This is a genomic window from Martinezella rhizogenes (assembly GCF_007002745.1).
GTDB lineage: Bacteria > Pseudomonadota > Alphaproteobacteria > Rhizobiales > Rhizobiaceae > Agrobacterium > Agrobacterium cucumeris.
The window spans coordinates 122,950-148,473 of record NZ_SGNY01000003.1 but is presented as its reverse complement, the minus strand read 5'-3'; the positions used below and the strand labels follow the sequence as shown (position 1 = coordinate 148,473).

General features: G+C 59.4%; 24 protein-coding genes. 15 read left to right on the top strand and 9 right to left on the bottom strand.

The window, feature by feature from the left end; genetic code table 11:
* Positions 1 to 93 precede the first annotated feature (93 nt).
* A complete protein-coding gene (locus EXN68_RS10790) occupies positions 94 to 1,164 on the top strand; it encodes a YjgN family protein (RefSeq protein ID WP_142840818.1) in 1,071 nt (356 codons plus the stop codon).
* Positions 1,154 to 2,224, top strand: coding sequence for a M48 family metallopeptidase (locus tag EXN68_RS10785; protein WP_142840817.1), 1,071 nt, complete (start codon positions 1,154 to 1,156; stop codon positions 2,222 to 2,224). The genes EXN68_RS10790 and EXN68_RS10785 overlap by 11 nt, the downstream gene beginning before the upstream one ends.
* Positions 2,225 to 2,270: 46 nt before the next feature.
* On the opposite strand, the gene EXN68_RS10780 is transcribed toward EXN68_RS10785, so the two are convergent.
* Positions 2,271 to 3,320: a Fe(3+) ABC transporter substrate-binding protein gene (locus EXN68_RS10780; RefSeq protein ID WP_237681389.1), complete on the bottom strand. Its 1,050-nt coding sequence runs from the start codon at positions 3,318 to 3,320 to the stop codon at positions 2,271 to 2,273.
* A 173-nt stretch (positions 3,321 to 3,493) separates the two neighbouring features.
* Here EXN68_RS10780 and rirA point away from each other — a divergent pair, with 173 nt between their 5' ends.
* From rirA to EXN68_RS10745, 7 genes are all read left to right on the top strand, one after another.
* A complete protein-coding gene (gene rirA / locus EXN68_RS10775) occupies positions 3,494 to 3,964 on the top strand; it encodes an iron-responsive transcriptional regulator RirA (protein WP_142840815.1) in 471 nt (156 codons plus the stop codon).
* 169 nt (positions 3,965 to 4,133) lie between these two features.
* Positions 4,134 to 5,180 carry an AbrB family transcriptional regulator gene (locus EXN68_RS10770; RefSeq protein WP_142840814.1) on the top strand — a complete coding sequence of 349 codons (1,047 nt, stop codon included), beginning with the start codon at positions 4,134 to 4,136 and terminating at the stop codon, positions 5,178 to 5,180.
* Positions 5,181 to 5,309: 129 nt separating this feature from the next.
* The gene (gene osmF, locus EXN68_RS10765) at positions 5,310 to 6,221 is read left to right on the top strand and encodes a glycine betaine ABC transporter substrate-binding protein OsmF (RefSeq protein WP_142840813.1); all 912 of its coding nucleotides are present in this window, start codon (positions 5,310 to 5,312) and stop codon (positions 6,219 to 6,221) included.
* 87 nt (positions 6,222 to 6,308) lie between these two features.
* On the top strand, positions 6,309 to 7,475 hold the full coding sequence (locus tag EXN68_RS10760) for an ABC transporter permease (protein ID WP_161991294.1): 1,167 nt from the start codon (positions 6,309 to 6,311) through the stop codon (positions 7,473 to 7,475).
* Positions 7,472 to 8,410: an ABC transporter ATP-binding protein gene (locus EXN68_RS10755; RefSeq protein WP_142840812.1), complete on the top strand. Its 939-nt coding sequence runs from the start codon at positions 7,472 to 7,474 to the stop codon at positions 8,408 to 8,410. Before EXN68_RS10760 ends, EXN68_RS10755 begins: the two co-directional genes overlap by 4 nt.
* Positions 8,407 to 9,147: an ABC transporter permease gene (locus EXN68_RS10750; protein ID WP_142840811.1), complete on the top strand. Its 741-nt coding sequence runs from the start codon at positions 8,407 to 8,409 to the stop codon at positions 9,145 to 9,147. The genes EXN68_RS10755 and EXN68_RS10750 overlap by 4 nt, the downstream gene beginning before the upstream one ends.
* Positions 9,148 to 9,255: 108 nt before the next feature.
* Complete coding sequence (locus tag EXN68_RS10745) at positions 9,256 to 9,744, top strand: gluconokinase (RefSeq protein ID WP_161991325.1); 489 nt, start codon at positions 9,256 to 9,258, stop codon at positions 9,742 to 9,744.
* A gap of 59 nt (positions 9,745 to 9,803) precedes the next feature.
* On the opposite strand, the gene EXN68_RS10740 is transcribed toward EXN68_RS10745, so the two are convergent.
* From EXN68_RS10740 to EXN68_RS10710, 7 genes are all read right to left on the bottom strand, one after another.
* Complete coding sequence (locus EXN68_RS10740; RefSeq protein ID WP_142840810.1) at positions 9,804 to 11,105, bottom strand: NAD(P)/FAD-dependent oxidoreductase; 1,302 nt, start codon at positions 11,103 to 11,105, stop codon at positions 9,804 to 9,806.
* 3 nt (positions 11,106 to 11,108) lie between these two features.
* Entirely contained in the window at positions 11,109 to 12,470 is a 1,362-nt protein-coding gene (locus tag EXN68_RS10735) for a glutamine synthetase family protein (protein ID WP_161991293.1), read from the bottom strand.
* Between the two features lie 172 nt (positions 12,471 to 12,642).
* Positions 12,643 to 13,890: an NAD(P)/FAD-dependent oxidoreductase gene (locus EXN68_RS10730; RefSeq protein WP_142840809.1), complete on the bottom strand. Its 1,248-nt coding sequence runs from the start codon at positions 13,888 to 13,890 to the stop codon at positions 12,643 to 12,645.
* Between the two features lie 100 nt (positions 13,891 to 13,990).
* Positions 13,991 to 15,631: an ABC transporter ATP-binding protein gene (locus EXN68_RS10725; RefSeq protein ID WP_142840808.1), complete on the bottom strand. Its 1,641-nt coding sequence runs from the start codon at positions 15,629 to 15,631 to the stop codon at positions 13,991 to 13,993.
* Between the two features lie 5 nt (positions 15,632 to 15,636).
* Complete coding sequence (locus tag EXN68_RS10720; protein ID WP_142840807.1) at positions 15,637 to 16,782, bottom strand: ABC transporter permease; 1,146 nt, start codon at positions 16,780 to 16,782, stop codon at positions 15,637 to 15,639.
* Positions 16,782 to 17,876, bottom strand: a complete 1,095-nt coding sequence (locus EXN68_RS10715; RefSeq protein WP_046799187.1) for a microcin C ABC transporter permease YejB — start codon at positions 17,874 to 17,876, stop codon at positions 16,782 to 16,784. Before EXN68_RS10715 ends, EXN68_RS10720 begins: the two co-directional genes overlap by 1 nt.
* 141 nt (positions 17,877 to 18,017) lie before the next feature.
* The gene (locus tag EXN68_RS10710) at positions 18,018 to 19,862 is read right to left on the bottom strand and encodes an extracellular solute-binding protein (RefSeq protein WP_142840806.1); all 1,845 of its coding nucleotides are present in this window, start codon (positions 19,860 to 19,862) and stop codon (positions 18,018 to 18,020) included.
* Positions 19,863 to 20,065: 203 nt separating this feature from the next.
* Between EXN68_RS10710 and mepA the strand changes: the two genes are divergently transcribed.
* The 4 genes from mepA to dapB all read left to right on the top strand — a co-directional run bounded on the left by mepA (position 20,066) and on the right by dapB (position 23,624).
* Positions 20,066 to 21,121: a penicillin-insensitive murein endopeptidase gene (mepA, locus tag EXN68_RS10705; protein ID WP_142840805.1), complete on the top strand. Its 1,056-nt coding sequence runs from the start codon at positions 20,066 to 20,068 to the stop codon at positions 21,119 to 21,121.
* A 101-nt stretch (positions 21,122 to 21,222) separates the two neighbouring features.
* Entirely contained in the window at positions 21,223 to 21,606 is a 384-nt protein-coding gene (locus EXN68_RS10700) for a methylglyoxal synthase (RefSeq protein ID WP_046799184.1), read from the top strand.
* Between the two features lie 27 nt (positions 21,607 to 21,633).
* Entirely contained in the window at positions 21,634 to 22,656 is a 1,023-nt protein-coding gene (locus EXN68_RS10695) for a glucokinase (RefSeq protein WP_142840804.1), read from the top strand.
* 140 nt (positions 22,657 to 22,796) lie between these two features.
* A complete protein-coding gene (gene dapB / locus EXN68_RS10690; protein WP_142840803.1) occupies positions 22,797 to 23,624 on the top strand; it encodes a 4-hydroxy-tetrahydrodipicolinate reductase in 828 nt (275 codons plus the stop codon).
* Between the two features lie 9 nt (positions 23,625 to 23,633).
* On the opposite strand, the gene phnF is transcribed toward dapB, so the two are convergent.
* Positions 23,634 to 24,371, bottom strand: a complete 738-nt coding sequence (gene phnF / locus EXN68_RS10685) for a phosphonate metabolism transcriptional regulator PhnF (protein WP_142840802.1) — start codon at positions 24,369 to 24,371, stop codon at positions 23,634 to 23,636.
* A gap of 82 nt (positions 24,372 to 24,453) precedes the next feature.
* Between phnF and phnG the strand changes: the two genes are divergently transcribed.
* Together phnG and phnH are read left to right on the top strand one after the other, a co-directional pair.
* The gene (phnG, locus tag EXN68_RS10680; RefSeq protein WP_142840801.1) at positions 24,454 to 24,915 is read left to right on the top strand and encodes a phosphonate C-P lyase system protein PhnG; all 462 of its coding nucleotides are present in this window, start codon (positions 24,454 to 24,456) and stop codon (positions 24,913 to 24,915) included.
* The gene (phnH, locus tag EXN68_RS10675) at positions 24,915 to 25,523 is read left to right on the top strand and encodes a phosphonate C-P lyase system protein PhnH (protein WP_142840800.1); all 609 of its coding nucleotides are present in this window, start codon (positions 24,915 to 24,917) and stop codon (positions 25,521 to 25,523) included. The genes phnG and phnH overlap by 1 nt, the downstream gene beginning before the upstream one ends.
* Position 25,524: the final 1 nt, after the last annotated feature.

Genomic DNA, 25,524 nt, shown 5'->3' with positions numbered 1-25,524 from the left:
GCCGTTGCGGCGTGGGGACGCTGCCAATCGACGATTACGGGGAAGCCTGCAAACTCAATCTGCCCGGAGAGGGGCATGTCATGAGGGACTATTATGAGTGAAATCTCAGTCAGCGCGGATCAGCGCGCGCTCGAACGTGGCTCGTTCAGTGGAAATGCCAAGGAATATTTTGGCATCTGGATCGTCAATATTCTGCTGACGATCGTCACGATCGGCATCTATTCCGCCTGGGCAAAGGTGCGCCGCAAGCGTTATTTCAATGGCAACACCGTGCTGGCCGGCCGCGCTTTCGGTTATCACGCCACCGGCGGGCAAATCTTCAAGGGTCGGCTGATTGCATTTGCATTCATCGTCGTCTCGCAGCTTGTTGGCCTCATCCATCCGTTTCTGGTCTTCGTGCCGGCGATCCTGCTGATGATCTTCTTTCCCTGGCTCATCACGCGCAGCATTCGTTTCAATGCGCGGGTGACGAGCTATCGCAATGTCCGTTTCGATTTCGTCGGCACTGCGGGAGGCGCCTTCGTCTCCATTCTGCTCGGCAGCCTCGTCGCGCTTTTCTCCTTCGGCATTCTGGCACCACTGTCCAGCCGCTGGGCAAACCGCTACATTTTCAGCAACCTGCGTTACGGTGACCGGCCTTTCAGTGCCGACCCGAAGATCAGCGCGCTTTACCAGGTCTGGATCATTCCTGCGATCATGGTGGTGATCGGCAGCATCGTGGTCGGTTTCTTCGGCATTGCCGCCTTTGCGGCCAATAGCGCTATCCTCGAAGACGAGACGGCCGCCATGGTTACCGCGCTTGCCTCCCTCTATGTCGGCCTTTTCGGCGCATTTCTGGTTTATGGCCTCGCGGGCGTCGTTTATCGCACGGGCGTTCGCAACGTCGTTATTTCGTCCATGCTGCTGGATGGAAAGCACGACCTGCACAGCGACCTGCATCGCGGGCGCTACCTCTGGATCGTCATCTCCAACCTTGTCGTCACCGTTTTCACACTCGGCCTGATGCGGCCATGGGCAGCGGTGCGCGAGGCGCGTTATACCGTGGAACGCACGGCGATCCGCTTCAACGGCGATGTGGGCGAGGTCCTTTCTTCGATGGAAGCAACGGGTGCCGCCGTCAGCGCCGAATATATGGATATGGAAGGCTTCGAATTTGGTTTCTGATATCGGAGAAACCGTTTCGGGCGAGTGGCATGCCGCTCGCTCCAGCCTTTCCAGCGCCGCCAGGCTGAAGTTTGGCGGCACGGTCCTTCTCGTGCTCGACGCGAAGGACAACCATGTCAGAACCCAAGCCGAGATAAAAACGGTCGAGATCAGCCACCGGGTCGGCGCCATTCCCCGGGAGTTGCATTTTCCCGATGGTTCGCTGTTCGAAACACGTGACAATGACGGCGTGGACAGATTGCTGCACGCGCACATCGACAGACGTACCGGCGTCGTGCACTGGCTGGAACAGTTCCGTCCGCGATTGATCGGCATCACCGCGGCAGCCATTCTTCTGGCCTATGGCACCTACAAGCTGGCGCTTCCCGCGCTCGTCGAACTGGCGGTCGCTGTCACCCCGCCGATCGTTCCGCAGATCATGTCGGCCAGTACCATGCAGGCCTTCGACCAGACAGTCTTCTCCGCAAGCGAACTACCGCAGGAGGAGCAGGATGCCATCAGCGCGGAATTTGCCCGGATCGCCGCCCATGCGGAAGGTTCGCCTGAGGACTACAAGCTGAATTTCCGCAAGGGCGGTTACATCGGCCCCAATGCCTTCGCGCTGCCGGATGGAACGCTGGTACTGACGGATGAGCTTGTGGAGCTGGCAGGTGACGACAGGCAGATGATCACCGGCGTTCTCGCGCATGAAATCGGCCATGTGGAATATGAGCACAGCCTGCGACAGCTTTATCGCGCCGCCGGTGTCGCCGGTCTCGTCATGCTGATTGCCGGTGATGTCGGTTCGGCCATGGAAGATATTCTCACCCAGGGCGGCGGTCTTCTGGCGCTATCGCATTCGCGCGATGCCGAGCGGCAGGCGGACGAGCGCTCCGTGGTACTGATGCGCAAGGCTGGACTCGACCCCACCGCCATCGAGCGTTTCTTCGCGTTGCTTGAGGAAAAGCTCGGCGACAAGGGCGGCACCAGCATCGTCTCCACCCATCCGGGAACACCAGAAAGGCGTAAAGCAATCCTCGATTACAACGCTTCACTCGATAACAAACCGGCGGGCAACTGACCCGCCGATAATCCCGGCACTCGAGTTGCAAGCCTTGAGAACGGCGTCAGTTGGTCGGACCGTCGTTGAAACCCACTTCGTCCACCAGTTCGGACGCCTGCTTGCGATGAGCGGCAATATCCGTCAACGGTAGCTTATCCGGATTGATGGGCCCGAAACCCTTGACGACATCGGACGGCTCGGCACCCGGCAGTACCGGATATTCAAAGACCTGCTTGGCGTAGATTTCCTGCGCCTCGCGGGACGCAAGGAATTCCATCAGCTTCAGCGCATTGTCCTTGTTGGGCGCATATTTCGTCAGTGCCATGCCGGAAATATTCACATGCGTGCCGCGGTCGCCGGCATTGGGGAAGATCACCCGCACCGATCCCGCCCACACTTTTTCTTCCGGTTCCTGGTCATTGGTCAGCATCAGGCCGACATAATAGGTATTGCCGAGCGCGATGTCACATTCGCCGGAAAAGATCGATTTCGCCTGGCTGCGGTCGGTCCCATCCGGCTTGCGGGCAAGATTGTTCTTCAGACCGGTCAGCCATGTGCGGGTGTAATCGACGCCATGATGAGCGATCATCGAGGCGATCAGGGCAATATTGTAGGAATGCTGGCCATCACGAATGCAGATCTTGCCCTTCCATTTCGGGTCGGCAAGCTCCTCATAGGTAATGTCCTTCTGGGTTACCCGCTCCTTCGAGGCATAGACCACCCGGCCGCGCGTCGTCAGGCCGAACCACTCGCCCTGCGGATCGCGCAGATTGGCGGGGATGTCCTTCTCGATCACTGGATCGTTCAGAACCGGCTGCGTGACGCCGCCTTCCTTCGCCTCAACGAGACGGGCGATATCAACTGTCAGCAGCAGATCGGCGGGCGAGTTGACGCCCTCGGCCTGAATGCGCTCCACCAGCCCCTTGTCGAGGAAAAGAACGTTGGCTTCTATGCCCGTTTCTTTCGTGAAGGCATCGAGCAGCGGCTGGATCAGCTCGGGCTGGCGATAGGAATAGACATTCACCTCGCCTTCCGCAAAAGCCGCGGGCGCGCCGGAAAGGATCGTCAGCCCTGAAAAAACGGCAGCGGAAAAATACGATTTCAAGCTTGCCATTACGAATGCCTCCATTACATTCAGATTCTTGACTTGTTTGTTCATGAATCATTGAAGCGGTCAACAAGGCTGTTCGAGAAATATCGAATGGCCGCCAGTTTTTTCGGTTTCTGGAATTGTTCTAAACTGAAAAAGAGACTATATAACTCCACATTGAGAGTTAGGAGACCAGCATGCGTTTGACCAAACAGACCAACTATGCCGTTCGCATGTTGATGTATTGCGCTGCGAATGAAGGCAAGCTGAGCCGCATTCCGGAGATCGCCAGGGCTTACGGCGTATCTGAGCTGTTCCTTTTCAAAATCCTGCAGCCGCTCAACAAGGCGGGCCTCGTAGAAACCGTGCGTGGCCGCAATGGCGGCGTGCGGCTTGGCAAGCCTGCCGAAAAGATCAGCCTGTTCGACGTGGTGCGCGTGACCGAAGACAGCTTTGCCATGGCAGAATGCTTCGAGGACGGTGCCGTTGAGTGTCCGCTTGTGGACAGCTGCGGCTTGAACTCGGCGCTGCGCAAGGCGCTCAATGCCTTCTTTGATGTTCTTGCGGAATATTCGATCGACGATCTGGTCAAGGCGCGCCCGCAGATCAACTTCCTGCTCGGGATCGATACGGAAATGCCGAAGGCCATGACCCTTCCCGCCGCCTGATCACGCGGATACCAGAACAGCAAAAGCCAAAGCCCGCGCCCACAGGTTGCGGGTTTTTCTTTTATAAAATACTCATGAAATACAATATTTTTGGCGATGCAGGTTGACGCCGCCTGACGAAGCGGCGCATTTGGTCACGAGCTTTTTCAAGCAACCAATCAGCGTCGCAATGATCATCAAGCCTGAATTCCATACATTTGCGCTTACCGCCCTTGTCGGCAGCATGGGCGCGCTGCTCGCCAGCCTGCTGCATGTCCCCGCCCCCTTCCTTTCCGGGCCGGCGGTTGCCGTAACGATCACGGGACTGGCGGGCGTCAAGCTTGGAATTCCGGCCTTCATCCGCAATGCCTGTTTCGTCGTCGTCGGCATATCGATGGGAACGAGCGTAACGCCCTCGGTCATCGATGCGGCAAAGACATGGCCGCTGAGCTTCGTCATTGTGCTCGTCGCCGTCGTCATCATGCTCTATGTCGCCTATTGGATCCTGCATTACGGTTTCGGATACGACCGGACGACGGCAATGCTGGGCGCTTCCCCCGGCCACCTCAGCTATATCATCAGCCTTGGGGCGGAAACGAAAAGCGATCTTGCGACCGTCAGCATCGTGCAGAGCGTCAGGGTACTGGCGCTGACGCTTTCCGTACCGCTGATCGTTGAATATTTCGATCTGGTCAGCACCGAACCGCTGATAACCAACCCGCCAATGGGCCTGCTAACCCTGGCGCTAACCATCGCTGCATCGCTTCTGACCGGCTGGCTTTTCCTGCGCTGGAGATTTCCGGCAGCCCTGCTGCTTGGCGGCGTGGCAATTTCCATCGGCACCCATATTACCGGCCTCACAGAGGGTGGCGTTCCCACCTGGCTCAGCCTGCCGGTCTATGTATTGATCGGCTGTCTCATTGGCACGCGTTTTTCCAACGTATCCCTGATGGAAGTGCGCAAGGGTTTTCTGGCCGGCTTTGTCGTCACCATCGCCGTGATGGTGATCGCCGGCAGCATTGCCTGGATGATTTCCAGCGTCACCGGCGTTCCGCTCAATGCCGTGATGATCGCCTATGCGCCGGGTGGTCTCGAAACCATGGCGGCCATGGCGGTGATGATGCATGCCGATACTGCCTATGTCGGCTCCCATCATGTCATAAGGCTTCTTTTCCTCTCCGTCCTCATGCCGCTCGTCATGGGCAAGGACGCCCGCAAGCCGAACGGCGAGACCTGACGAAACCCAGCCGTCGCTAAAAATCTGACTGGCGTGCAACCATTTTTCCTCCCACCCGTTGATATTCAGCCGCAACTGCGGCGGCGATCTCTCGCCTGTTCAGCAGGCTGACCCACCGGAGGACCATTCATGAACCGCTTGATGACGTTGACGGGCGCCGGACTTGCGCTTGCCTTTTCTGTTTCCATCGCTCAGGCGCAGGTGGTTGTGTCGTCGAAGATCGACACGGAGGGCGGCGTTCTCGGCAACATCATCCTCGCCGTGCTGAACAAGAATAATATCGAGACGACGGACCGCATCCAGCTTGGCGCCACCCCGGTGGTGAGGAAAGCGATTACGGCGGGCGAAATCGATATCTACCCGGAATATACCGGCAACGCCGCCTTCTTTTTCTCCAAGGCCGATGATCCGCTCTGGAAAGATGCCGCCAAGGGCTATGAAGAAGCGAAAACGCTAGATTACGACGCCAACAAGATCGTCTGGCTGACGCCATCCCCGGCAAACAACACCTGGGCTATCGCGTTACGCAAGGATGTTGCCGACAAGAACAATCTGAAGTCGCTTTCGGACTTCGGTAAATATGTCGCCGATGGCGGTGAGGTGGTTCTTGCCGCATCCTCCGAATTCGTCAATTCCGCCGCCGCCTTGCCGGCGTTTCAGACGACCTATGGTTTTACCCTGAAACCGGAGCAGCTGATCACGCTGTCCGGCGGTGACACGGCGGCCACGATCGCAGCTGCCGCCAATCAGACCAACAATGCCAATGCCGCCATGGTTTACGGCACAGATGGCGGCATCGCGCCTTCGGGGCTTGTCGTGCTGGAAGACGACAAACATGTGCAGCCGGTCTATCAGCCTGCGCCGGTCATTCGCGAAGAGGTTCTGAAAAAGAACCCCAATATCGAGGAACTGTTGAAACCCGTGTTCGAAAAACTTGATCTGGCGACGCTGCAGGATCTGAATGCCCGCGTACAGGTGGGTGGCGAACAGGCCAAGACCGTGGCACTCGACTTCCTGACAAAGAACGGTTTCGTCAAATAATCACCTATGAGACAATGATGCAGGATGGTGAAAAGCAGGTGCGGTTTTCAACATCCCGCCCCAGCTTGGCGTCCAGGGGGAGCGCAATTGACGAAATGGCCTGACAAGGTGGGTGTGCTGATTTCGTGCCTGCTGCTCTACGCACTCTCCGCCTCGCCCTTCATGATATTCCGCGCCAATCGGATTGTTCAGGGTGAAGCACGAACGATTTTCGAAGCCCTTCCCGCAATGGCCGCAGCCTTGCTTGTCGCCATTATTCTGATTGCCGCCTTCATCGCCTTCTTTCGCTTCCCGGCGCGGCTAAAACTGGCGGCGGCGATGGGGGGGCTGGCGGCACTGGCAATCTTCGTCGGACAGGCCGCCTCCGCCCTGATACCGGAGGGTAACAGTTTTGCCCGCGTTTCGCCTGCCAGCGGGTTCTGGCTGATGTTTGCCGGGCTGTCATTGCTTGCGACGGACTGCATTGCGCGTCTCCAGCCGAAGCCCGCCATGCGTATTTTTCTGCTGCTGCTAGCCATCGCTGCCCTCGCAGCGGTCTTGACCAGCGGCCTCTGGAATGACCTCTCCATCATCAAGGAATATGACGGCCGGGCGGATATATTCTGGACCGAGGCCCTGCGGCATGTGGAGCTGGCCATCGGTTCGCTGATCGCGGCGACCGTCGTGGGTATTCCGCTGGGGATACTCTGTTACAAGGTCGAGCGGTTGCGTGCCGGCCTGCTGAACAGCCTCAACATCATCCAGACCATCCCGTCCATCGCCCTTTTTGGCCTTCTGATCGCGCCGCTCGGATGGATCGCCGCCACTGTGCCGGGCGCGGCAAAGATCGGCATTGCCGGCATCGGCATGGCGCCCGCATTCGTGGCGCTGTTTCTCTATTCGCTGCTGCCGGTTGTTTCCAATACGGTTGTCGGTCTTTCCGGCGTCTCGCAGGCGGTCCGGGAAGCGGCGCGCGGGCTTGGCATGACACCGGTGCAAAGGCTGTCGCGGGTGGAATTTCCGCTGGCCATGCCGGTCATCCTCACCGGCATCCGTATCGTGCTGGTGCAGAATATCGGGCTGGCGACCATCGCCGCGCTGATCGGCGGCGGCGGTTTCGGCGTTTTCGTGTTTCAGGGCATCGGGCAGACGGCGATGGACCTCGTACTGCTTGGCACCGTGCCGACCGTTCTCCTCGGTTTTGCCGCCGCGATCACGCTAGACGCCCTCATCGACAGCAATCTCTTCAGCACAGGCGGAAGGCAACAGGCATGATCGAGATCGACACCATCACAAAACGATATGGCGATGCGGCTGTTGTGGATCAGGTGTCGCTGACTGTCGCACCGCGCACCGTCACCGTCATCGTCGGCACGTCAGGATCGGGGAAAACCACGCTGCTGCGGATGATAAACCGGCTGGTGGAACCGACCTCCGGCACGATCCGGATCGACGGTGAGGATGTCAGCACGATGCCGGGTTACAAACTGCGCCGACAGATCGGCTATGCCATTCAGGGCCATGGCCTGTTTCCGCACAGGACGGTGGCGGAGAATATCGCCACCGTTCCGCAGTTGGTCGGCTGGGACCGCAAGCGTATCGAGGCGAAAATCGATGCGTTGATGCACCTCTTCCAGCTTGATCCCGCGCTTTATGCGGATCGTTTTCCGCATGAGCTTTCCGGCGGCCAGCAGCAGCGTGTCGGCGTGGCGCGGGCGCTCGCCGCAGAGCCTAATATCTTGCTGATGGATGAACCCTTCGGCGCGCTCGACCCGGTGATCCGCGCCAAGGCGCAGAACGATCTTCTCGATATTCAAAAAAAGCTCGGCGTTACCATCGTTCTCGTCACGCATGATATGGACGAGGCCTTTCATCTGGCGGATCGCATTGCGGTGATGGACAAGGGCCGCATCGTGCAGGATTGCCCGCCGGCCGAACTGGTGCTGAAACCGGCAACCGATTTCGTACGCACCATGATCGGCGAAAACGAGCGCGCGCTGAAACTGCTGTCGGTTCTCTCGATTGCTGACATCGTGGAGCCGGGAAGCGCCGAGGGTGAACCGCTCACCGAACATACAAGCCAGCGCGATGCCCTGTCAGCGATGTTATGGGCGGGCTGCGATGTCCTGCCGGTCGTCAAAGATGACGGCCAGCTCGCCGGCCGGGTGCGGCGGGACGTTCTCCTCCAGCGTGCTGCCGGAGCCTCATGAAAAACGCGGCCTCTTTCCTTGCAATCGGCTTTCTGGTGCTGGCGCTGATCGTCTTTCTTGCGGCGCCGCAAATCTTCGCGCCGATATTCCGCCCTCTTGTGCAGGCCAATGCACCGGCGATCTACACGCAGGCCAATCTGCTCTCCCTCACTCTCTCGCATCTGACCACCGTGGCGATCGCCACGGGGCTGGCCACGCTGGTAGCGGGCGCGCTTGCAGTTATCGTCACCCGGCCTTTCGGGACGGATCTCCTGCCGCTGTCGCGCAGCATCGTCAATATCGGCCAGACCTTCCCGCCCGTGGCGGTACTGGCGCTTGCGGTGCCGATGATCGGTTTCGGGGAGAAACCGACGCTTATTGCACTGTTTTTATACGCATTGCTGCCGGTGTTCGAAAATACGCTGACGGGGCTTACCACCCTGCCCGCCACGGTGATGGATGCCGCCAGAGGCAGTGGCATGACCGGCTGGCAGCGGCTTGTCAAAGTGGAACTGCCGCTTGCCCTGCCCGCCATTCTTGCAGGTATACGGTTATCGGCAGTCATCAGCCTTTCAACAGCCACCATCGGCTCCACGGTAGCGGCACGCACGCTTGGTGAAGTGATCATCGCCGGCCTGCAATCCAACAATCTCGCCTTCATCCTGCAGGGCGGCTTGATCGTCGCCGCACTGGCAATTCTGATCCACTCTGCCTTTTCCGCGCTGGAAAGAACCGCCGCCCGCAAAACCGGGCACTGACACGGGCTGGCGCCGCATTTTTATATTCCCGATACCTGCCGCACATGTTAGGGGCTGACCGTCGAAACAGAAACATCAGAGGTTCGGGTGACACAGGCAATCGTCGTGATGGGAGTGAGCGGCTCTGGCAAGTCCACGGTCGCAGAGGAGCTTGCGGAAAAACTGGGCATCGCCTTTATTGAAGGCGACAAGCTTCACCCGAAAGCCAATGTCGATAAAATGTCCGAGGGCATTCCACTGACGGACGAAGATCGCTGGCCCTGGCTGGACCTGATCGGCGCGGAACTGCGCAAGGGCAGCGAAGGCAACGGTGTCGTCGTCTCCTGCTCGGCACTCAAGAAAATCTACCGTGACCGGCTTCGCACGGCCACTGGCAGCCCGCTTGCTTTCGTTTATCTGGATGGCAGCCTGGAGCTTCTCAGCCGGCGCATGGGTGAACGCAAGGGCCATTTCATGCCGCTCTCGCTGCTTCAGACCCAGCTTGCCACGCTGGAAGTGCCGACCGGCGAACCGGGCGTCGTCACCGTCAGCATCGACACCACACCGGAAGAAATCGTGAAAAATGCGCTTTCCGGCCTTAAAACAGTGACGTTCTAACTCCCTGTTTCATTTCATTTCCGGAGGCGAAACCGCTTCAGGCTTTTACGGGAAATGCTCTAAAAGCCGAGCCTGTCCCGCATGCCGTACCACCAGGCGCCAAGCACGGTCAGCGGCACGCGGAACGTCTTGCCGCCGGGGAACGGATAGTTCGGCAGCGAACTCCAGACATCGAAACGTTCGGCGTGGCCGGCAACGGCCTCGCCCAGTATCTTGCCGAGCAGATGTGTGGTCGTGACGCCATGACCGCTGTCGCCATGCGAAAAATAGATATTGTCCGAAAGCCTGCCCATATGCGGGATGCGTGTCAGCGTCAGCGCGAAATTGCCGCTCCAGGCGAAGTCGATCCTGGTCTTTTCCAGTTGCGGAAAGGTCTTCAGCATGTTCGGGCGGATAACGCCGGTGAGGTCGGCCGGGTCGCTGCCGCCATAACCGATGCCGCCGCCGTAAAGCAGGCGGTTATCCGAGGTCCGGCGGTAATAATCGAGAATGTAATTGGCATCCTCGACGCAATAATCCGCGGGCAAAAGCGCCTCGATCAGATCAGCATCGAGCGGTTCCGTCGCCATGACCTGACTTGAGACCGGCATCATCCGCTCACCGATTTCCGGCAGCAATGTGCCGAGATAGGCATTACCGCAGACGAGCACATATTTCGCCTTCACGCTGCCCGTCGCCGTGCGCACCACGGGGTTTGGACCCTGTTCTACCGAGATGACCCGTGAATTCTCATAAATCCGCGCACCGAGGCTTTCGGCCGCCGCCGCCTCGCCCTGCACCAGATTGAGCGGGTGGATGTGGCCGCCGAGGCGGTCGATCATGCCACCGGCATAACGGTCGGACTTTACATAAGTGCCGACATCCGCCCTGGAGACCATTTCCAGCCCGCCATGGCCGTGCTTTTCCCAATGGGCCTTGTGAGCTTCCATCTCGCGGATCTGTTTCGGCGTAAAGGCGGCGAAGAAGCCACCATCGACGAGATCACAGTCGATGTCATATTTGGCGATGCGCTCACGGATAATTGCGCCACCTTCCAGCGACATTGCCCCGAGCTTTACCGCCTTGTCATGCCCATAACGGCCAGCGATGGTTTCGAGATCACGGCTATAGCCATTGACGATCTGGCCGCCATTGCGGCCCGAGGCGCCGAAGCCGACACGCACGCCTTCCAGTACGATGACGGCATAACCGCGTTCACTGAGTTCAAGTGCTGCGGAAATTCCGGTGAAACCGCCGCCGATGATGCAGACATCGGCTTCCAGCGCGCCTTCGAGCGTTGGTCGCACGGATTTGACATTGGCGGAGGCCGCATACCATGAGGATGTATGGCCCGGATTGGGGATCGTCGTTACCTCAGCCATTTCTCACACCGTCCTGATATAGGCGTCATATTCGACGTCGGTTACGCGCAGGGAAAATTCGGAAAGCTCCTGCTGTTTGCAGGCGGAAAACAAGGTGCGGTACTTCTGGCCGAGCGTCGCATAGGCAAAGCTCGAGCGCGTGAAGCGCTGCAGGGCGTAATCCCAGTTGGTGGGCAGCGGTTCGTGATTGATCGCATGGCTGTCACCGGCGATCGCGCCGCCCGGCTGGCGCTTTTCCTTCATGCCGGCAAGTGCGGCACTCAGAATCATCGCCACAACCAGATAGGGGTTGGTATCGGCACCGGCCACGCGATGTTCGATGCGCGTCGCGGCCTTGCTGGCAACGATGACGCGCACCGCCGCCGAGCGGTTGTCGATGCCCCATGAGGCGTAGGTGGGCGCATGTTCGCTCGGCGTCAGACGGCGGTAGGAATTGGCATGGGGGGCGAAGATCGCCATGCTTTCCCCCATGTTTTCCAACAGGCCACCAACCGAATGCATCAGCGCATCCGACGGGCCGTTTTCGCCTGCATAGATGTTCCTGCCGTCCTTATCGAGAACGGAAAAATGCACATGCATGCCATTGCCCGCCTGCAAGCCGTAAGGCTTGGCCATGAAGGTGGCGTCGAGTTCATGCCGCCGCGCTACACCCTTGACGATGCGTTTCAGGAAGACCGCGAAATCGGCGGCCTGCAAGGCGTCCGGCACATGGTTGAGGTTGATCTCATATTGCCCCGGCCCGTTTTCGCGTAGTGTCGTATCGGCAAGCACGCCCTGTGCCCGGCAGGCTGTGGCGATGTCGTGGAAGACATCCTCGAAATCCTGCAATTCGGAGATCGACAGGACCTGGGTCTGGCCCGTGTGCCAGCGCCCCTCGCGGCTGTGCGGCGGGCGCACGGGATCCAGTGCGGAGCGGACCGGATCGATCAGGTAAAATTCAAGTTCGGTCGCCACGACCGGCGTGAGGCCGGCCTTTTTATAGGCGCTGAGAACCTGCGAGAGAACATGGCGCGGATCGCCATAAAAGCCGGTTCCATCCGGGTTTCTCATCGCCAGCAGAACCTGCGCTGTTGGACGGCCAAGCCATGTCACACGCGACAGTGTACCGGGAACAGGGAAACAAAAACCGTCGGGATCGCCCGTGCCTTCGGCAAGGCCTGCGGCGTGCACATCCCGACCCCAGATATCCAGCGCATAAACGGAGCGGGGAATGGCCATTCCCTTTTCGAGAACGTCGATCGCCCTCTCACGTGGAATCCATTTGCCGCGCGGAACGCCGTTCGCGTCTATGACGAAGGCTTCGAGAATTTCGATATCGGGGTTATCGGCGAAAAATTTCTTTGCTTTTTCAATATCATCCATCATGCACCAGCAGGCCGTTTCTCTTCTGTTTCGCGCGCGGAAGCGCTTCGCTAACGAAAATCATCCTGTTGCTGATAGATGAGAAACCTCGCCACCATGATGACGTTTGCCCCTTTTCCCCTTTGATAAGCCTATGTTACGTGGCCCGCCGCAGGAAGGCCAGCGGATTCGGCCATCAGGGATTGAACCTTTCCGGGCGATAGGCGTCGATGGCGATAACAGGCGTTTCGCCGGCCATGGTTTCCGCCAGCACTCGACCGGTGATCGGCCCAAGTGTGAGGCCGTGATGAGCGTGGCCGAAGGCAAACCACAAGGTCCTGTGGCGCGGTGCCCTGCCGATAATCGGCATCATGTCAGGCGTGCAGGGGCGTGCGCCCATCCACGGCTCCGCATCCAGCCGGCCGCCAAGGGGAAAGACGGTACGGGCCACCCGTTCCGCCCGCTCAATCTGCACGGGGGATTTCGGCGCATCGCGTTCGGCAAATTCAGCACCCGTCGTCAGACGGATGCCCTTGCGCATCGGTGCCAGAAAATAACCGCGCTCGGCATCGATCAGCCAGTTGTTGAGCTTTGTCCCTTCCTGCGGCGCATAATGCATGTGGTAGCCGCGTTTCACCCCGAGCGGGAAGCGATAGCCAAGCCTTTCTGTCACAGTATCGGCCCATGGGCCAAGCGCCACGACGGCATGCTCGGCCTCTACTGCACCGGTTTCGGTACGCACCGTCCAGCCACTTACCGTCTGGCTAAGCGTCGACGCATCTCCCCGGACAAAGGTTCCGCCGTAGCTCTCAAACAGTCTGAGATAGGCGAGCGTCAGCGCGTGCGGATCGAGCACCGACCAGGGGTCGTTCCATTTCAGGCCGCCGACGAAATCCCGGCTGAGATGCGGTTCGACGGAAGCAAGCTCATCAGCATCGAGTTTCGTGTGGGAAATGCCGTGGTCACGCGCCAGACGCTCGGCGAAGGCATAGTCGGCATCCCGCCTTGCGGCTGTCCTGTAAGCCTCCATCCAGCCATTCTTCACGATCAGATCGCCAGCCTTCGCCTCATCGATCAAAATGCTGTGTTCAGAGACGGAATGTTCGATCAGCGGCGCATAGGCATGGGCAATCGCCGCATGGCGCGTGGCTGCGGAATTATACCAGTAGCGGCCAAGAAAAGGCGCGATCTTCGGCAGAGCCGAGAGATGATAACGGGCATCGATGCTGTTATTCAGGGAATAACGTAGCAGCAGCGCCAGATCCTGCGGAAAGGCGTAAGGTACGACACCTTCTCTCTGGATCAGCCCGGCATTACCGAAGGAGGTCTCCTCGCCCGGTCCGCGCCGATCGACCAACACCACCGATTTTCCCCTTCGGGCCAGTTGCAGGGCGACCGAGACCCCGATGATCCCCGCTCCCAGAACAATCACATCCGCTGCCATGGCAATCAATCCGTTTCCGCATCACGTCTCTCGCAACATGGGTCGGCATTTTTCGCAAAGCAACAGAAAAATCATCACCTTAATAGAAACAGCGATGCGCCTACTGGCTCACCGCTTTGGTTTCGACAGCCTCGATATTGAAGGCCGCCGCCAGCAATGCCCTGGTATAATCCTCCTGCGGATTGGCGAAAATCTCCGCCGCCGGGCCGCTCTCCACCACCTTGCCGTGGCGCATGACGATCAGGTCATTGGCAAGCGCTTTCACCACCTTAAGATCGTGGCTGATGAAGAGGTAGGCAAGTTCGTGCTTGGCCTGGAGATCGCGCAGCAGATCGACGACCTGCGCCTGCACGCTCATGTCGAGTGCCGATGTAGGCTCGTCCAGCATGACGAAACGCGGTTTAAGCACCATGGCGCGGGCGATTGCGATGCGCTGGCGCTGACCGCCGGAAAATTCATGCGGATACCGCCAGCGGGTGGCCGGATCGAGGCCGACCTCTTCCAGCGCGGTGGCGACACGCGTATCGCGCTCATCGGCGGACAGGGCCCGCTCGTGCACCTTCAGGCCCTCGGCGACGATTTCACCCACAGACATGCGCGGGCTGAGCGACCCATAGGGATCCTGAAACACCACCTGCAACCGGTTCCTGAGCGGCTTCATCATCTCATAGGAATAATGATCGATCGACTGGCCGATGAAGCTGATGCGCCCCTTGGATGCGATCAGCCGGGAGAGCGCCAGACCAAGCGTGGTCTTGCCCGAACCGGATTCGCCCACCACGCCCACCGTCTGGCCGGCGCGCAGGGTAATATCGATGCCGTCCACCGCCTTCACATGGTCGACCACCCGGCGCATCAGTCCGGCCTTGATCGGGAACCAGACCTTGATGTCGTCGCCCTGCATGACCACCGGTTTGCTAGCATCGGAATGCGGCGGCTCGCCTTTGGGTTCGGCTGCAAGGAGATGGCGCGTATAGGCGTGCTGCGGATCGGTAAACACCTGCTCCACGGTGCCGGTCTCGACGATCTTGCCCTTGGTCATGACACAGACGCGATCGGCAAATTTGCGGACGATGCCGAGGTCGTGGGTAATGAACAGCATGGACATGCCGTGCTTGGTCTTCAGATCACTCAGAAGCTCGAGGATCTGCGCCTGTACTGTCACGTCGAGCGCCGTGGTCGGCTCATCGGCGATCAGCAGTTTCGGCCGGTTGGCAAGCGCCATGGCGATCATCACGCGTTGCCGCTGGCCACCGGACAATTCATGCGGATAGGCCTTCAGGCGCTTTTCCGGCTCGCGGATACCGACCTGCAGCAACAGTTCCAGCGTGCGCGCCCGCGCCTCAGCCCCGGTGATCGCCTGGTGCAGCTCGAGAATCTCGCCGATCTGCCGCTCGATGGTGTGGAGCGGATTGAGCGAGGTCATCGGCTCCTGGAAAATCATGGTGATGTCGTTGCCCCGCACCGCGCGCAACGCCCGTTCCGGCAGGGTCAGCATATCCTTGCCGTCAAACAGGATTTTCCCGGAAGGGTGGCTTGCCGCCGGATAGGGCAGCAATTTGAGAATGGAGTTCGCGGTCACGGATTTGCCGGAGCCGGATTCGCCAACGAGGGCAACGACTTCGCCCGGCATCAGGTCGAAGGACACGTGATCGACGGCAACGCTGGTCGCGCCACCCTGATGGAAGGCGACCGAAAGGTCACGGACGGAGAGAAGTGGCTGGATGGTTTTTTCCGTCATGGCGATCACCGGAACGTCTTGCGTGGATCGAAGGCGTCGCGCACCGCTTCACCGACGAAAATCAACAGTGAAAGCATGATGGACATGGTGAAAAACGCAGTGAGGCCAAGCCACGGGGCCTGAAGGTTGTTCTTGCCCTGCGCGATCATCTCGCCGAGCGACGGCGATCCCGGCGGCATGCCGAAACCGAGGAAATCGAGCGAGGTGAGGGTCGTGATCGAACCGGAAAGGATGAACGGCAGGAAGGTTAGCGTTGCCACCATGGCGTTGGGCAGAAGATGCCGGAACATGATCGTCCAGTTGCCGACACCGAGTGCACGTGCAGCGCGGACATATTCGAAGTTTCTGGCGCGCAGGAATTCCGCACGCACGATGCCGACAAAGCCGACCCATGAGAAAAGCAGCATGATGCCGAGTAGCACGAAGAAACCGGGTGGAAGAATGGCCGCAATGATGAGCAGGATGTAGAGCACCGGCATGGACGACCAGATTTCGATGAAACGCTGCAAAAGCAAATCCGTCCAGCCGCCAAAATAACCCTGAATGGCGCCGGCGGTGACGCCGACCAGGGCCGACGCGATAGTCAGCGTCAGGCCGAACAGCACGGAAATACGGAAACCATAGATCATCCGCGCCGTGACATCGCGTGCCTGATTGTCGGTTCCGAGCCAGTTGAGATTGCCAAGCGTGCAGCCGGGGTCGGCGTTACCCTGCGGGTAAGCCGAGCAACGGTCTTTTTCATCCATCAGCCAGAAGGGCGCGGTGGGCGCGGAATGCGGAATATTGGAATTGACCGTCTGGTAGGAATAGCGGATCGGTGGCCAGATCATCCAGCCATTGGCGTTGATTTCGTCCTGGATGAAGGAGGATTTGTAATCGGTCTGGGCAAGGAAGCCGCCGAATTTCTCCTCGGGATAATCGACCATGACCGGCACCAGAATCTCACCCTTGTAGGAAGCGAGAATGGGTTTGTCATTGGCGATGAATTCCGCGATCAGGCTCAGGAAAAACAGGACCAGAAACAGCCAGAAGGACCAGTAACCGCGCCGGTTCGCCTTGAAATTCTGCCAGCGGCGTTTGGTGGTCGGCGAAAACCACGGGCGCTTCGGCTTTACCAGTGTTTCGGCAGCGGCGGTGTGGGCAAGCGTCATCACACGTCCCTCCGCTCGAAATCGATGCGCGGATCGATCCATGTATAGATGAGGTCTGATATGAGGCCGACAACGAGGCCCATCAGCGAGAAGATGAAGAGCGTGCCGAACACGATCGGGTAATCACGATTGACGACCGAAAGATAACCGAGGCGGCCGAGACCATCCAGCGAAAAGATGTTCTCGATCAGCAGCGAGCCGGTGAAGAAGGCCGAGATGAAGGCGCCCGGAAAACCGGCAATCACGATCAGCATCGCGTTGCGGAAGACATGGCCGTAGAGAACCTTGCGTTCGGTGAGACCCTTGGCGCGGGCGGTGACGACATACTGCTTCTTGATCTCGTCGATGAAGGAGTTTTTCGTCAGGAGCGTCGTCGTTGCGAAGGCCGAGAGCGACAGCGCGATCAAAGGCAGTGTCAGGTGCCAGAAGTAGTCGATGATCTTCTGCCACCAGTTCAGCTGGTCAAAATTATCCGATACCAGACCACGCAGCGGGAACCAGTCGAAGAACGATCCGCCGGCGAAAAGCACGATGAGCAGGATACCGAACAGGAAGCTCGGCACCGCATAACCGATGATGATGATGCCGGAGGTCCAGACATCGAAAGTCGAGCCATCGGAGACGGCTTTCTTGATGCCGAGGGGAATGGAGATGATGTAGGAGATGATCAGGATCCAGAAACCAAGCGACATCGACACCGGCAGCTTGTCGATGATGAGATCGATGACCGAGGAATTGCGGAAGAAGCTGTCGCCGAAGTCGAAGCGGATGTAATTCCACATCATTTCGAGAAAACGGGTGAGCGGCGGCTTGTCGAAACCGAACTGTTTTTCGAGCTTGGCGATCAGCTCCGGATCGAGACCCTGCGCACCGCGATATTTCGAGCCGCTTTCATCAAAGCCGCCGGACTGGCCCATAAGATCGCCGCCGCCAGAAAGGCGGTCGGACGCGCTGTCGCCCTGCCCCGTCAGCTGCGCGACGACCTGCTCCACCGGCCCGCCCGGCGCAAACTGGATGACGAGAAACGAAATGCCCATGATGCCGATGATGGTCGGGATCATCAGCGCCAGACGTCTGAGGATATAGGCGCCCATCAGTCTCTGCTCCCGGCCGATACATCAGCGGTTTTCGTTTCAGTCAAACCCGGTCCTTTCATGAAAGCGCGGCCCGCGCGCTCCAAGCGATTCGTTTCGCCCTATGTGAATCAAGCCTTCGCCGCGAAAGCAAGGCCGGCGTCAGTTTGCGGCCTGGCTGGACCACCATGCATCCGGAAAACCGATGCCATATTCGGGCAGGTTTTCAGGGCGGGTGAGCGTGTTCCAGTAAGCGAGGAACATCTCGCCGCGGTAAAATTGCGGAATGACGTAGCTGTTTGCCAGGAGCACCCGGTCGAGCGCCCGCGCCGCGGCCACCTGTTCATCCCGGTTGGGCGCAAATATGACCTTTCTGACCAGCGCATCGACGGCGGGGTTCTTGATGCCGGCAAGGTTATTGGACCCCTGCCGATCGGCGGCAGCCGAGCCCCAGAAATCCGCCTGTTCATTGCCGGGATTGGCCGATGTCGCCCAGAGCTTGACGGCGATATCAAAATCGAAGCTGCGGGTGCGGTTGGTATATTGCGAGGCATCAACCGTACGGATCGTGGCATTGATGCCGATCTTCTTGAGGTTCTGGACATAGGGCAGGATGGTTCTTTCCATGCCGGAGGAATCGATCAGGAATTCAATGTCCAGCTGCTGCCCCGTCGCCGCATTGACCATGCGGTTGCCACGCAGCTCGTAACCGGCCTCCTTCATCAGCTTCACCGCCTCGCGCAGATTGTCGCGCTGCTTGGCGGGATCGCCTGCCACCGGGTTGCGGTATTCGGTGGTGAAGACTTCCGGCGGAACCTGATCCTTCAACTCCTGCAAGAGTTCCAGTTCTCGCCCGGTCGGCAGGCCGGAAGAGGCGAGCTCGCTGCCCATGAAGAAGCTGTTGATGCGCTGGAACTGGCCGTAAGCCAATGTGCGGTTCAGCTCCTCGAAATCGAAGGCGTAATTGAGTGCCTTGCGCAGGCTGGGGTTCTGGAACTTTTCGCGGCGCATATTCGGCACGAAGGCCTGCATGATGCCGACGGAGCGATAGATATTCGGCAGTTCCTCTTTCTTGACGCGGCCTTCCTTGACGGCCGGGAAATCATAACCCGTGACCCAGCGGCTGGATGAGGCTTCCTGCCGGAAATCGACGGTACCGGATTTGAAGGCCTGAAATTCCACATCCTGATCGGAAAAGAAGCTGTAGGTGATAGTTTTGAAATTGTTCATCCCGACATTCACATTGACGTCCTTGCCCCAATAATCATCGCGACGCTCATAGGTCATCGTGGAACCGGGAGACAGCGAGGCGATCTTGTAGGGGCCGGAGCCCATCACCGGCTCCAGCGTGCCACGGGAGATATCACGCGGCTTGCCGTCCGGGCCGGCGGCTTCCCACCAGTGCTTGGGAACGATCAGCAATTGCCCGACGATCTGCGGCAGTTCGCGATTGTTCTTTTCATCGAAAGTGAAGGTGATCTCCCTCTCGCCGCTCACTTCCGCCTTGGTGACGTGGGTATAATAGGTGGCAAGCTGCGGGCTCAGGTCTTTGGCTTTTTCGAAGCTGAAAACGACATCCTCCGGCGTCACCGGTTTACCATCCGCCCATTTGGCCTCCGCCCGCAGCCGGAAGGTGGCTTTCGAAATATCGTCGGGATAGCTGACCCCCTCTGCCAGAAGCCCGTAGGAGGCCGACAGTTCCTCCTCCGTCGATTTCATCAACGTGTCGAAAACAAGGGAGAGGCCGGTCGCCGCCTCGCCCTTGGCGAGCAGCGGATTGAGCGTATCGAAGGTTCCCGTCGTCGACATGCGCAACGCACCGCCCTTCGGCGCCTTGGTGTTCACATAGTCAAAATGATCGAAACCATCCGGATGTTTCAGTTCCCCGACCGTCGAAATCCCCTTTCGCCAGACATCGCCCGACTGGGCAAAGGCCGCCGCCGGTATCAGCATGGCGGATGCCGCAAGGGCGATCACAAGGCGGAATTTCAGTCGAGCCAATATCATGCGGGGCGGTTCCTGTTTTCGTGTTTGTTGAAGAGAGCATAAAACAAACATTGGCAAAAAACAGATGCTTCGGCTCACAAGCTCTTTATCGGCACCGTTAACGCCCTGCTTTGCACAAACGGGGCGAAACATGGTTTCAACAAAATCCCGTTCCAGTTTATTCTGCGGGGAAGAGAATCATCTGATCGGACGGACACGGCTATATGACGGCGGGATCATCGAGAGTTTTCAAGGCGGCCATGCTGGCGATTTCGGTCGTTTCCGCGCTGCAGTTGCAGATGGAAACCGCATCGGCCGAGGACCGGCCTGCGAAAGAAGTGTTCGGCCATATGGCACTGCCCTCTGCAGCAACCTCCCAGCCGATCGGCTCCTATGCCAAGGGCTGCCAGTCCGGCGCCATCGCCATGCCGACCGACGGTCCGGGCTGGCAGGCCATGCGACTTTCGCGCAACCGGCGCTGGGGCCAGCCGCAGCTGATTTCCTTCCTCGAACGCTTTTCGCAGGATGCCCAGAAAATCGGCTGGCCGGGTCTGCTGCTGGGCGATATTTCCCAGCCGCGCGGCGGGCCGATGCTGACCGGCCATGCGTCGCACCAGATCGGCCTCGATGTGGACATCTGGTGGCGGCCGATGCCGACCCCGCGGCTCACCGCGGAACAGCGCGAAACGGTGCCTTTCATCTCCATGCTGGACAAGAGCAAGTTCCTGACGGTCGATGACCGCAAATGGTCACCGCTGAATGCCCGGCTGGTGATGATGGCGGCGAGCTATCCGCAGGTGGAACGCGTTTTCGTCAACCCGGCCATCAAGCAGAAACTCTGCCAGACATGGACCGGCGACCGCACCTTCATGGGCAAGATCAGGCCGATCTATGGGCATGACGAACATTTCCATATCCGCCTCGAATGCCCGCCCGGCGCGCCGAACTGCAAGCCGCAGGCGGCCGTGGGCAAGGGCGATGGCTGCGACAAGTCGCTCGCCTGGTGGTTTTCCAAGGAACCATGGGCAGCACCGAAGAAGGACCCTAACGCCAAGCCGGTGAAACCGCGACAGGTGATGGTCTCCGACCTGCCCACCGCCTGCGCCGCCGTGGCTGCCGCCCCTTCCGCCAACCCCGAGGGTATTGCTGCGCAGGCCTATTCGCCAGCACCGGTTCAGGCCGTGCGCCAGCAAAGCGTCGAACAGGTCATTCAGAACGCTCCAACCCTGCAGCCACCTTCGGATATTCCGCTTCCGACCCAACGTCCGACATTGAACTGAAACAGAAATGAGGCATTCAACAGCTTCCCTTTTCAAATGGCGGCAAGCTGTTATAGAAGGCTTCAAATCGATTTAATTCTTTACGGGGACAGGCTGGGACCATGGAAGGGCAACGCTGTATCGCGCTCATCGCTCACGACGAGAAAAAAGACGATATGGCGGATTTCGCCCGTCATCACCAGAAGGCGCTCTCCAGTTTCAGGATCGTCGCCACCGGCACGACCGGCGGGCGGGTACAGGAAGCCTGCCCGGGGCTCGAGGTCATTCGTCTGAAAAGCGGGCCGCTTGGCGGCGACCAGCAGATCGGAGCGATGATCGCCACCGGCGAGGTGGATATGCTGATCTTCTTTACCGACCCGCTGACGGCCATGCCGCATGATGTGGATGTGAAAGCGTTGACCCGGCTTGCCACGGTTTACGACATTCCCATGGCGCTCAACCGCGCCACCGCAGAAAACCTGATCGACTTCAACTCCGCCGACTGACCCGCACCCACCAATATGGAACAGGCAATGCCGAAGACGTCCGATACCGAATATCTGTCCTTTCCGATCCTTCTTGGCGACATCGGCGGCACCAATGCCCGCTTTTCCATTCTGATCGATTCTTTTGCGGATCCCGTACACCTGACCACGGTAAAGACCGCGGAATATCCGACGATCGACGACGCCATCCAGCAGGCGGTTCTGGACAAGACCTCGCTTCAGCCGGTCTCGACCATTCTTGCGATTGCCGGCCCTATCGAAGGCGACGAGATACCGCTCACCAACTGCCACTGGGTCGTCAAGCCGAAGGGCATGCTGGCTAATCTCGGCCTGAAGGACGTCATCGTCATCAATGATTTCGAAGCACAGGCTCTGGCGATTGCAGCGCTTGACGACGACAACCGCGAGCCTATCGGCTCCGGCAAGAAAGACATGCTGGCGTCGCGCGTCGTTCTCGGACCGGGCACGGGCCTCGGGGTTGCCGGTCTGGTTTACGCCCGCCATATGTGGTTCCCGGTGCCCGGTGAGGGCGGCCATATCGATGTCGGCCCAAGAAGCGCGCGTGATTATGCGGTTTTCCCGCATATCGAAACCATTGAGGGCCGTGTTGCCGGCGAGCAGATCCTGTGCGGGCGCGGACTGGTCAATCTCTACCGCGCCGTCTGCAAGACCGATGGCATCGAGCCCGTCTTTTCCGACCCGGCCGATATCACCTCGCAGGGGCTTTCGGGCCAGAATGCGCAGGCAAAAGAAACGCTTTCGCTTTTCAGCACCTATCTCGGCCGTGTGGCTGGCGATCTCGCGCTGATTTTCATGGCCAAGGGCGGCGTTTATCTCGCTGGCGGCATTTCGCAGAAGATCATCCCGGCGCTGAAGAGCCCGGAATTCCGGGCCGCGTTCGAAGACAAGGCGCCACACAGCGCGCTGATGCGGACCATTCCGACCTTCGTGGTCACCCATCCGCAGGCGGCGCTTTCCGGCCTCGCCACATATGCCAGAACGCCTTCCGATTTCGGCCTGGCGCTGGACGGGCGGCGCTGGAGAGCCTGATCGCTCTCCTCTCAAAGGGAACTACCCTTCCCATGTGGCGCTTGCGAAGCGAGCGGCTGGTCTTTAACGTCACCGCTGCAAATATCAAACGTCCGATGCCGGCGGGTTTCGATCCGCCCGAGATGAAAAGTGAGTGAAACATGAGCAGCAGCGGCATGAAACTGGTGGTGGTCGGCGCAGCGGGCCGCATGGGACAGGCGCTGATCCGCCTCATTCACCAGACACCAGGCGTCCAGCTTCATGCCGCCGTCGCGCGCGAAGGCTCGGCCTTTGTCGGACGCGATGCGGGCGAGATTGCCGGTCTCGGCCCGATCGGCGTCGAAATCACCAGCGATCCGCTGCAGGCCTTCCTGCATGCGGAAGGCGTTATCGACTTCACCTCACCGGCAACCAGTGTCACCTTCGCGGGCCTCGCCGCGCAGGCGCGCATCGTGCATGTCATCGGCACCACGGGCTGCTCCCCCGAAGACGAGGAAAAATTCAAGGCGGCGTCGCGCCATGCCCGCATCGTCAAGTCGGGCAATATGAGCCTCGGTGTCAACCTGCTCAGCGTTTTGACGCAGCAGGCGGCGCAGGCGCTGGACGCGCAGAACTGGGATATCGAAATTCTGGAAATGCACCACAAGCACAAGGTGGATGCGCCGTCCGGCACGGCACTTCTGCTGGGTGAAGCAGCGGCGGCCGGCCGCAGGGTCGATCTCACTACCTCCTCGGTGCGCGTACGCGACGGACATACGGGTGCACGCGAGACCGGCACCATCGGTTTCGCCACGCTGCGCGGCGGTTCGGTGATCGGTGAACATTCGGTGATCTTTGCCGGTGAAGGTGAGCGCGTCGAGCTTTCCCACTATGCCGGCGACCGCTCTATCTTCGCACGCGGCGCGATTACGGCGGCTGTCTGGGCCTTCGACAAGAAGCCGGGCTTCTATTCCATGCTGGATGTGCTCGGTCTTTCGCAGGCGGAGTAAGCCCGTACCCTAATTTTCCACCGTGAATTCGACGGTATCGGCCGAAAATCGGCTGACGGCATATTGCACCGGCACGCCATCCATATCGGCATTCAGCGCTTGGGTGACGAGCAGGATGGCACCCGGCGACAATTCGAGATCGGCGAGATCCTGCGTATCGGCGTGGCTGGCTGAAATGACGGTCGAGATGCGCACGTAGTCCGCCACACCGAGCACCTTGAAAGCGGCCGTGATCGAGCCGCTTTTCTGATAGGCCTCGCCTATTCCGGCAAAACGATCCGCCGGAAACCATGTGGTCGAACGGGACACCGGCCGGGTGTCGGCCTTGCGCAGGGTCTCCAGACGCACGAGCGGAGCGCCGGTCTGGAGTTGCAGCCGCGCTGCCAGATCGGCAGTTGCAGGCTCGGTCGTGTGGGAAAGAAGCAGCGCCTCCATTTCCTTCACCTGATCGCCGATGCCTGCCGTGAACCGTGTGCGCAGTGAAATCGGAAAACTCAGCCGTTCCTTGCGGGCAATCATCGTGCCGCGCCCCTGCATCGGCTCAAGAATACCTTCGCTCGCCAGTGCGGCAATGGCACTTCTGACGGTATGGCGGTTGACGCCGAATTTTTCCGCCAGCGCCATCTCAGGCGGCAACATGCCGGTTTCATCGTGATCACCAGCCGCAATCTCGCCTCGGATCCGGTCGGCGATCTGCCGCCAGAGTGCGACGCCGTTCTTTCTTTTCATTGCTGCTGCAGGGCTCATGTCACACGCTTGTCATTCATCAACGTTAATTGTAGCTTATATTGTATAGTTGTCTATATCAATAGACATTAGAGGTCAAGCGATGAATAACGAAGCTGCGAATATACTTAGCGAAAGGAAGCGGGTGGCGGCACTTCTTGCCCGCGCTACCGTCCAGGAACTTGAGGCGGTCTGGAACCGGCAGGACGCCAGCCCGCAGACGGAAAATGTGCGCGGGCCGGAAACCGGCCTCGTCATGGTCAAGGGCCGTATCGGCGGCGGCGGCGCGCCTTTCAACCTCGGTGAAACCACCGTTACCCGCGCGACGATCAAGCTTGCTTCCGGCACTGTCGGCCATGCGCATGTTCTCGGCACCGGCCGCAAGAAAGCCTGGTACGCAGCCGTTTTCGATGCGCTCTGGCAGGAAAATCCGACCCGTAACTTCATTGAAACCGAGCTTCTCTCACCGGTCGAAAAAAGACTGACTGAAGAAAAGCAGCGGAAAACGAAAGAGACCGCCGCCACGCGGGTCGATTTCTTCACCATGGTTCGAGGAGAAGACTAATGGGTGTCAAAGCCGAAGCATTGACGGGCGGCTTTTCCGACGCCGTCTTCGATTCCCAACGGGTTTTTAAAAAGCTGATGGACGGCATGGCCCGTCCGGGCACACCGCAGACGATCGAAACCGCAGTCGCCCCGCCGGCACCGCTTGCCACGGCAACGGGTGCGGTTCTGCTGGCGCTTTGCGACCACGACACGCCCGTCTGGCTAAGCAGCACGTTGCGGAAAACCGCCGTGCCGGGTTGGGTTGGGTTTCACACCGGCGCGATTGCAACGGAAGAAAAGGGTGCAGCGCAGTTCGCCGTCATCGAGGTGGGCAGCACCATTGCCTCCTTCGGTCTCTTCTCTCAGGGAAGCCAGGAATATCCCGACCGTTCGACGACGGTCATCATCGAATTGCCCGATCTTGATGGCGGACAGGAATTGTCACTGTCCGGCCCCGGCATCCGCCACATCAATATCATCAGCCCTTCCGGCCTGCCGGAGATATTCCCGAGGCTGTGGGCGGAGAACAACGCCATTTTCCCGCGCGGCGTCGATGTCATTTTGACCTGCGCCGACAAATTCGTCTGCCTGCCGCGCACGACGCGCATTAAACCCGTGGAGGCATAAG

What these genes read in the sequence shown, in the direction of transcription:
- EXN68_RS10790 (WP_142840818.1), top strand. Translation starts at nt 94, where the DNA reads ATGAGTGAAATCTCAGTCAGCGCGGATCAGCGCGCGCTCGAACGTGGC.
- EXN68_RS10780 (WP_237681389.1), bottom strand. Translation starts at nt 3,320, where the DNA reads ATGGCAAGCTTGAAATCGTATTTTTCCGCTGCCGTTTTTTCAGGGCTG.
- rirA (WP_142840815.1), top strand. Translation starts at nt 3,494, where the DNA reads ATGCGTTTGACCAAACAGACCAACTATGCCGTTCGCATGTTGATGTAT.
- EXN68_RS10770 (WP_142840814.1), top strand. Translation starts at nt 4,134, where the DNA reads ATGATCATCAAGCCTGAATTCCATACATTTGCGCTTACCGCCCTTGTC.
- osmF (WP_142840813.1), top strand. Translation starts at nt 5,310, where the DNA reads ATGAACCGCTTGATGACGTTGACGGGCGCCGGACTTGCGCTTGCCTTT.
- EXN68_RS10755 (WP_142840812.1), top strand. Translation starts at nt 7,472, where the DNA reads ATGATCGAGATCGACACCATCACAAAACGATATGGCGATGCGGCTGTT.
- EXN68_RS10750 (WP_142840811.1), top strand. Translation starts at nt 8,407, where the DNA reads ATGAAAAACGCGGCCTCTTTCCTTGCAATCGGCTTTCTGGTGCTGGCG.
- EXN68_RS10745 (WP_161991325.1), top strand. Translation starts at nt 9,256, where the DNA reads ATGGGAGTGAGCGGCTCTGGCAAGTCCACGGTCGCAGAGGAGCTTGCG.
- EXN68_RS10740 (WP_142840810.1), bottom strand. Translation starts at nt 11,105, where the DNA reads ATGGCTGAGGTAACGACGATCCCCAATCCGGGCCATACATCCTCATGG.
- EXN68_RS10735 (WP_161991293.1), bottom strand. Translation starts at nt 12,470, where the DNA reads ATGATGGATGATATTGAAAAAGCAAAGAAATTTTTCGCCGATAACCCC.
- EXN68_RS10730 (WP_142840809.1), bottom strand. Translation starts at nt 13,890, where the DNA reads ATGGCAGCGGATGTGATTGTTCTGGGAGCGGGGATCATCGGGGTCTCG.
- EXN68_RS10725 (WP_142840808.1), bottom strand. Translation starts at nt 15,631, where the DNA reads ATGACGGAAAAAACCATCCAGCCACTTCTCTCCGTCCGTGACCTTTCG.
- EXN68_RS10720 (WP_142840807.1), bottom strand. Translation starts at nt 16,782, where the DNA reads ATGACGCTTGCCCACACCGCCGCTGCCGAAACACTGGTAAAGCCGAAG.
- EXN68_RS10715 (WP_046799187.1), bottom strand. Translation starts at nt 17,876, where the DNA reads ATGGGCGCCTATATCCTCAGACGTCTGGCGCTGATGATCCCGACCATC.
- EXN68_RS10710 (WP_142840806.1), bottom strand. Translation starts at nt 19,862, where the DNA reads ATGATATTGGCTCGACTGAAATTCCGCCTTGTGATCGCCCTTGCGGCA.
- mepA (WP_142840805.1), top strand. Translation starts at nt 20,066, where the DNA reads ATGACGGCGGGATCATCGAGAGTTTTCAAGGCGGCCATGCTGGCGATT.
- EXN68_RS10700 (WP_046799184.1), top strand. Translation starts at nt 21,223, where the DNA reads ATGGAAGGGCAACGCTGTATCGCGCTCATCGCTCACGACGAGAAAAAA.
- EXN68_RS10695 (WP_142840804.1), top strand. Translation starts at nt 21,634, where the DNA reads ATGCCGAAGACGTCCGATACCGAATATCTGTCCTTTCCGATCCTTCTT.
- dapB (WP_142840803.1), top strand. Translation starts at nt 22,797, where the DNA reads ATGAGCAGCAGCGGCATGAAACTGGTGGTGGTCGGCGCAGCGGGCCGC.
- phnF (WP_142840802.1), bottom strand. Translation starts at nt 24,371, where the DNA reads ATGAGCCCTGCAGCAGCAATGAAAAGAAAGAACGGCGTCGCACTCTGG.
- phnG (WP_142840801.1), top strand. Translation starts at nt 24,454, where the DNA reads ATGAATAACGAAGCTGCGAATATACTTAGCGAAAGGAAGCGGGTGGCG.
- phnH (WP_142840800.1), top strand. Translation starts at nt 24,915, where the DNA reads ATGGGTGTCAAAGCCGAAGCATTGACGGGCGGCTTTTCCGACGCCGTC.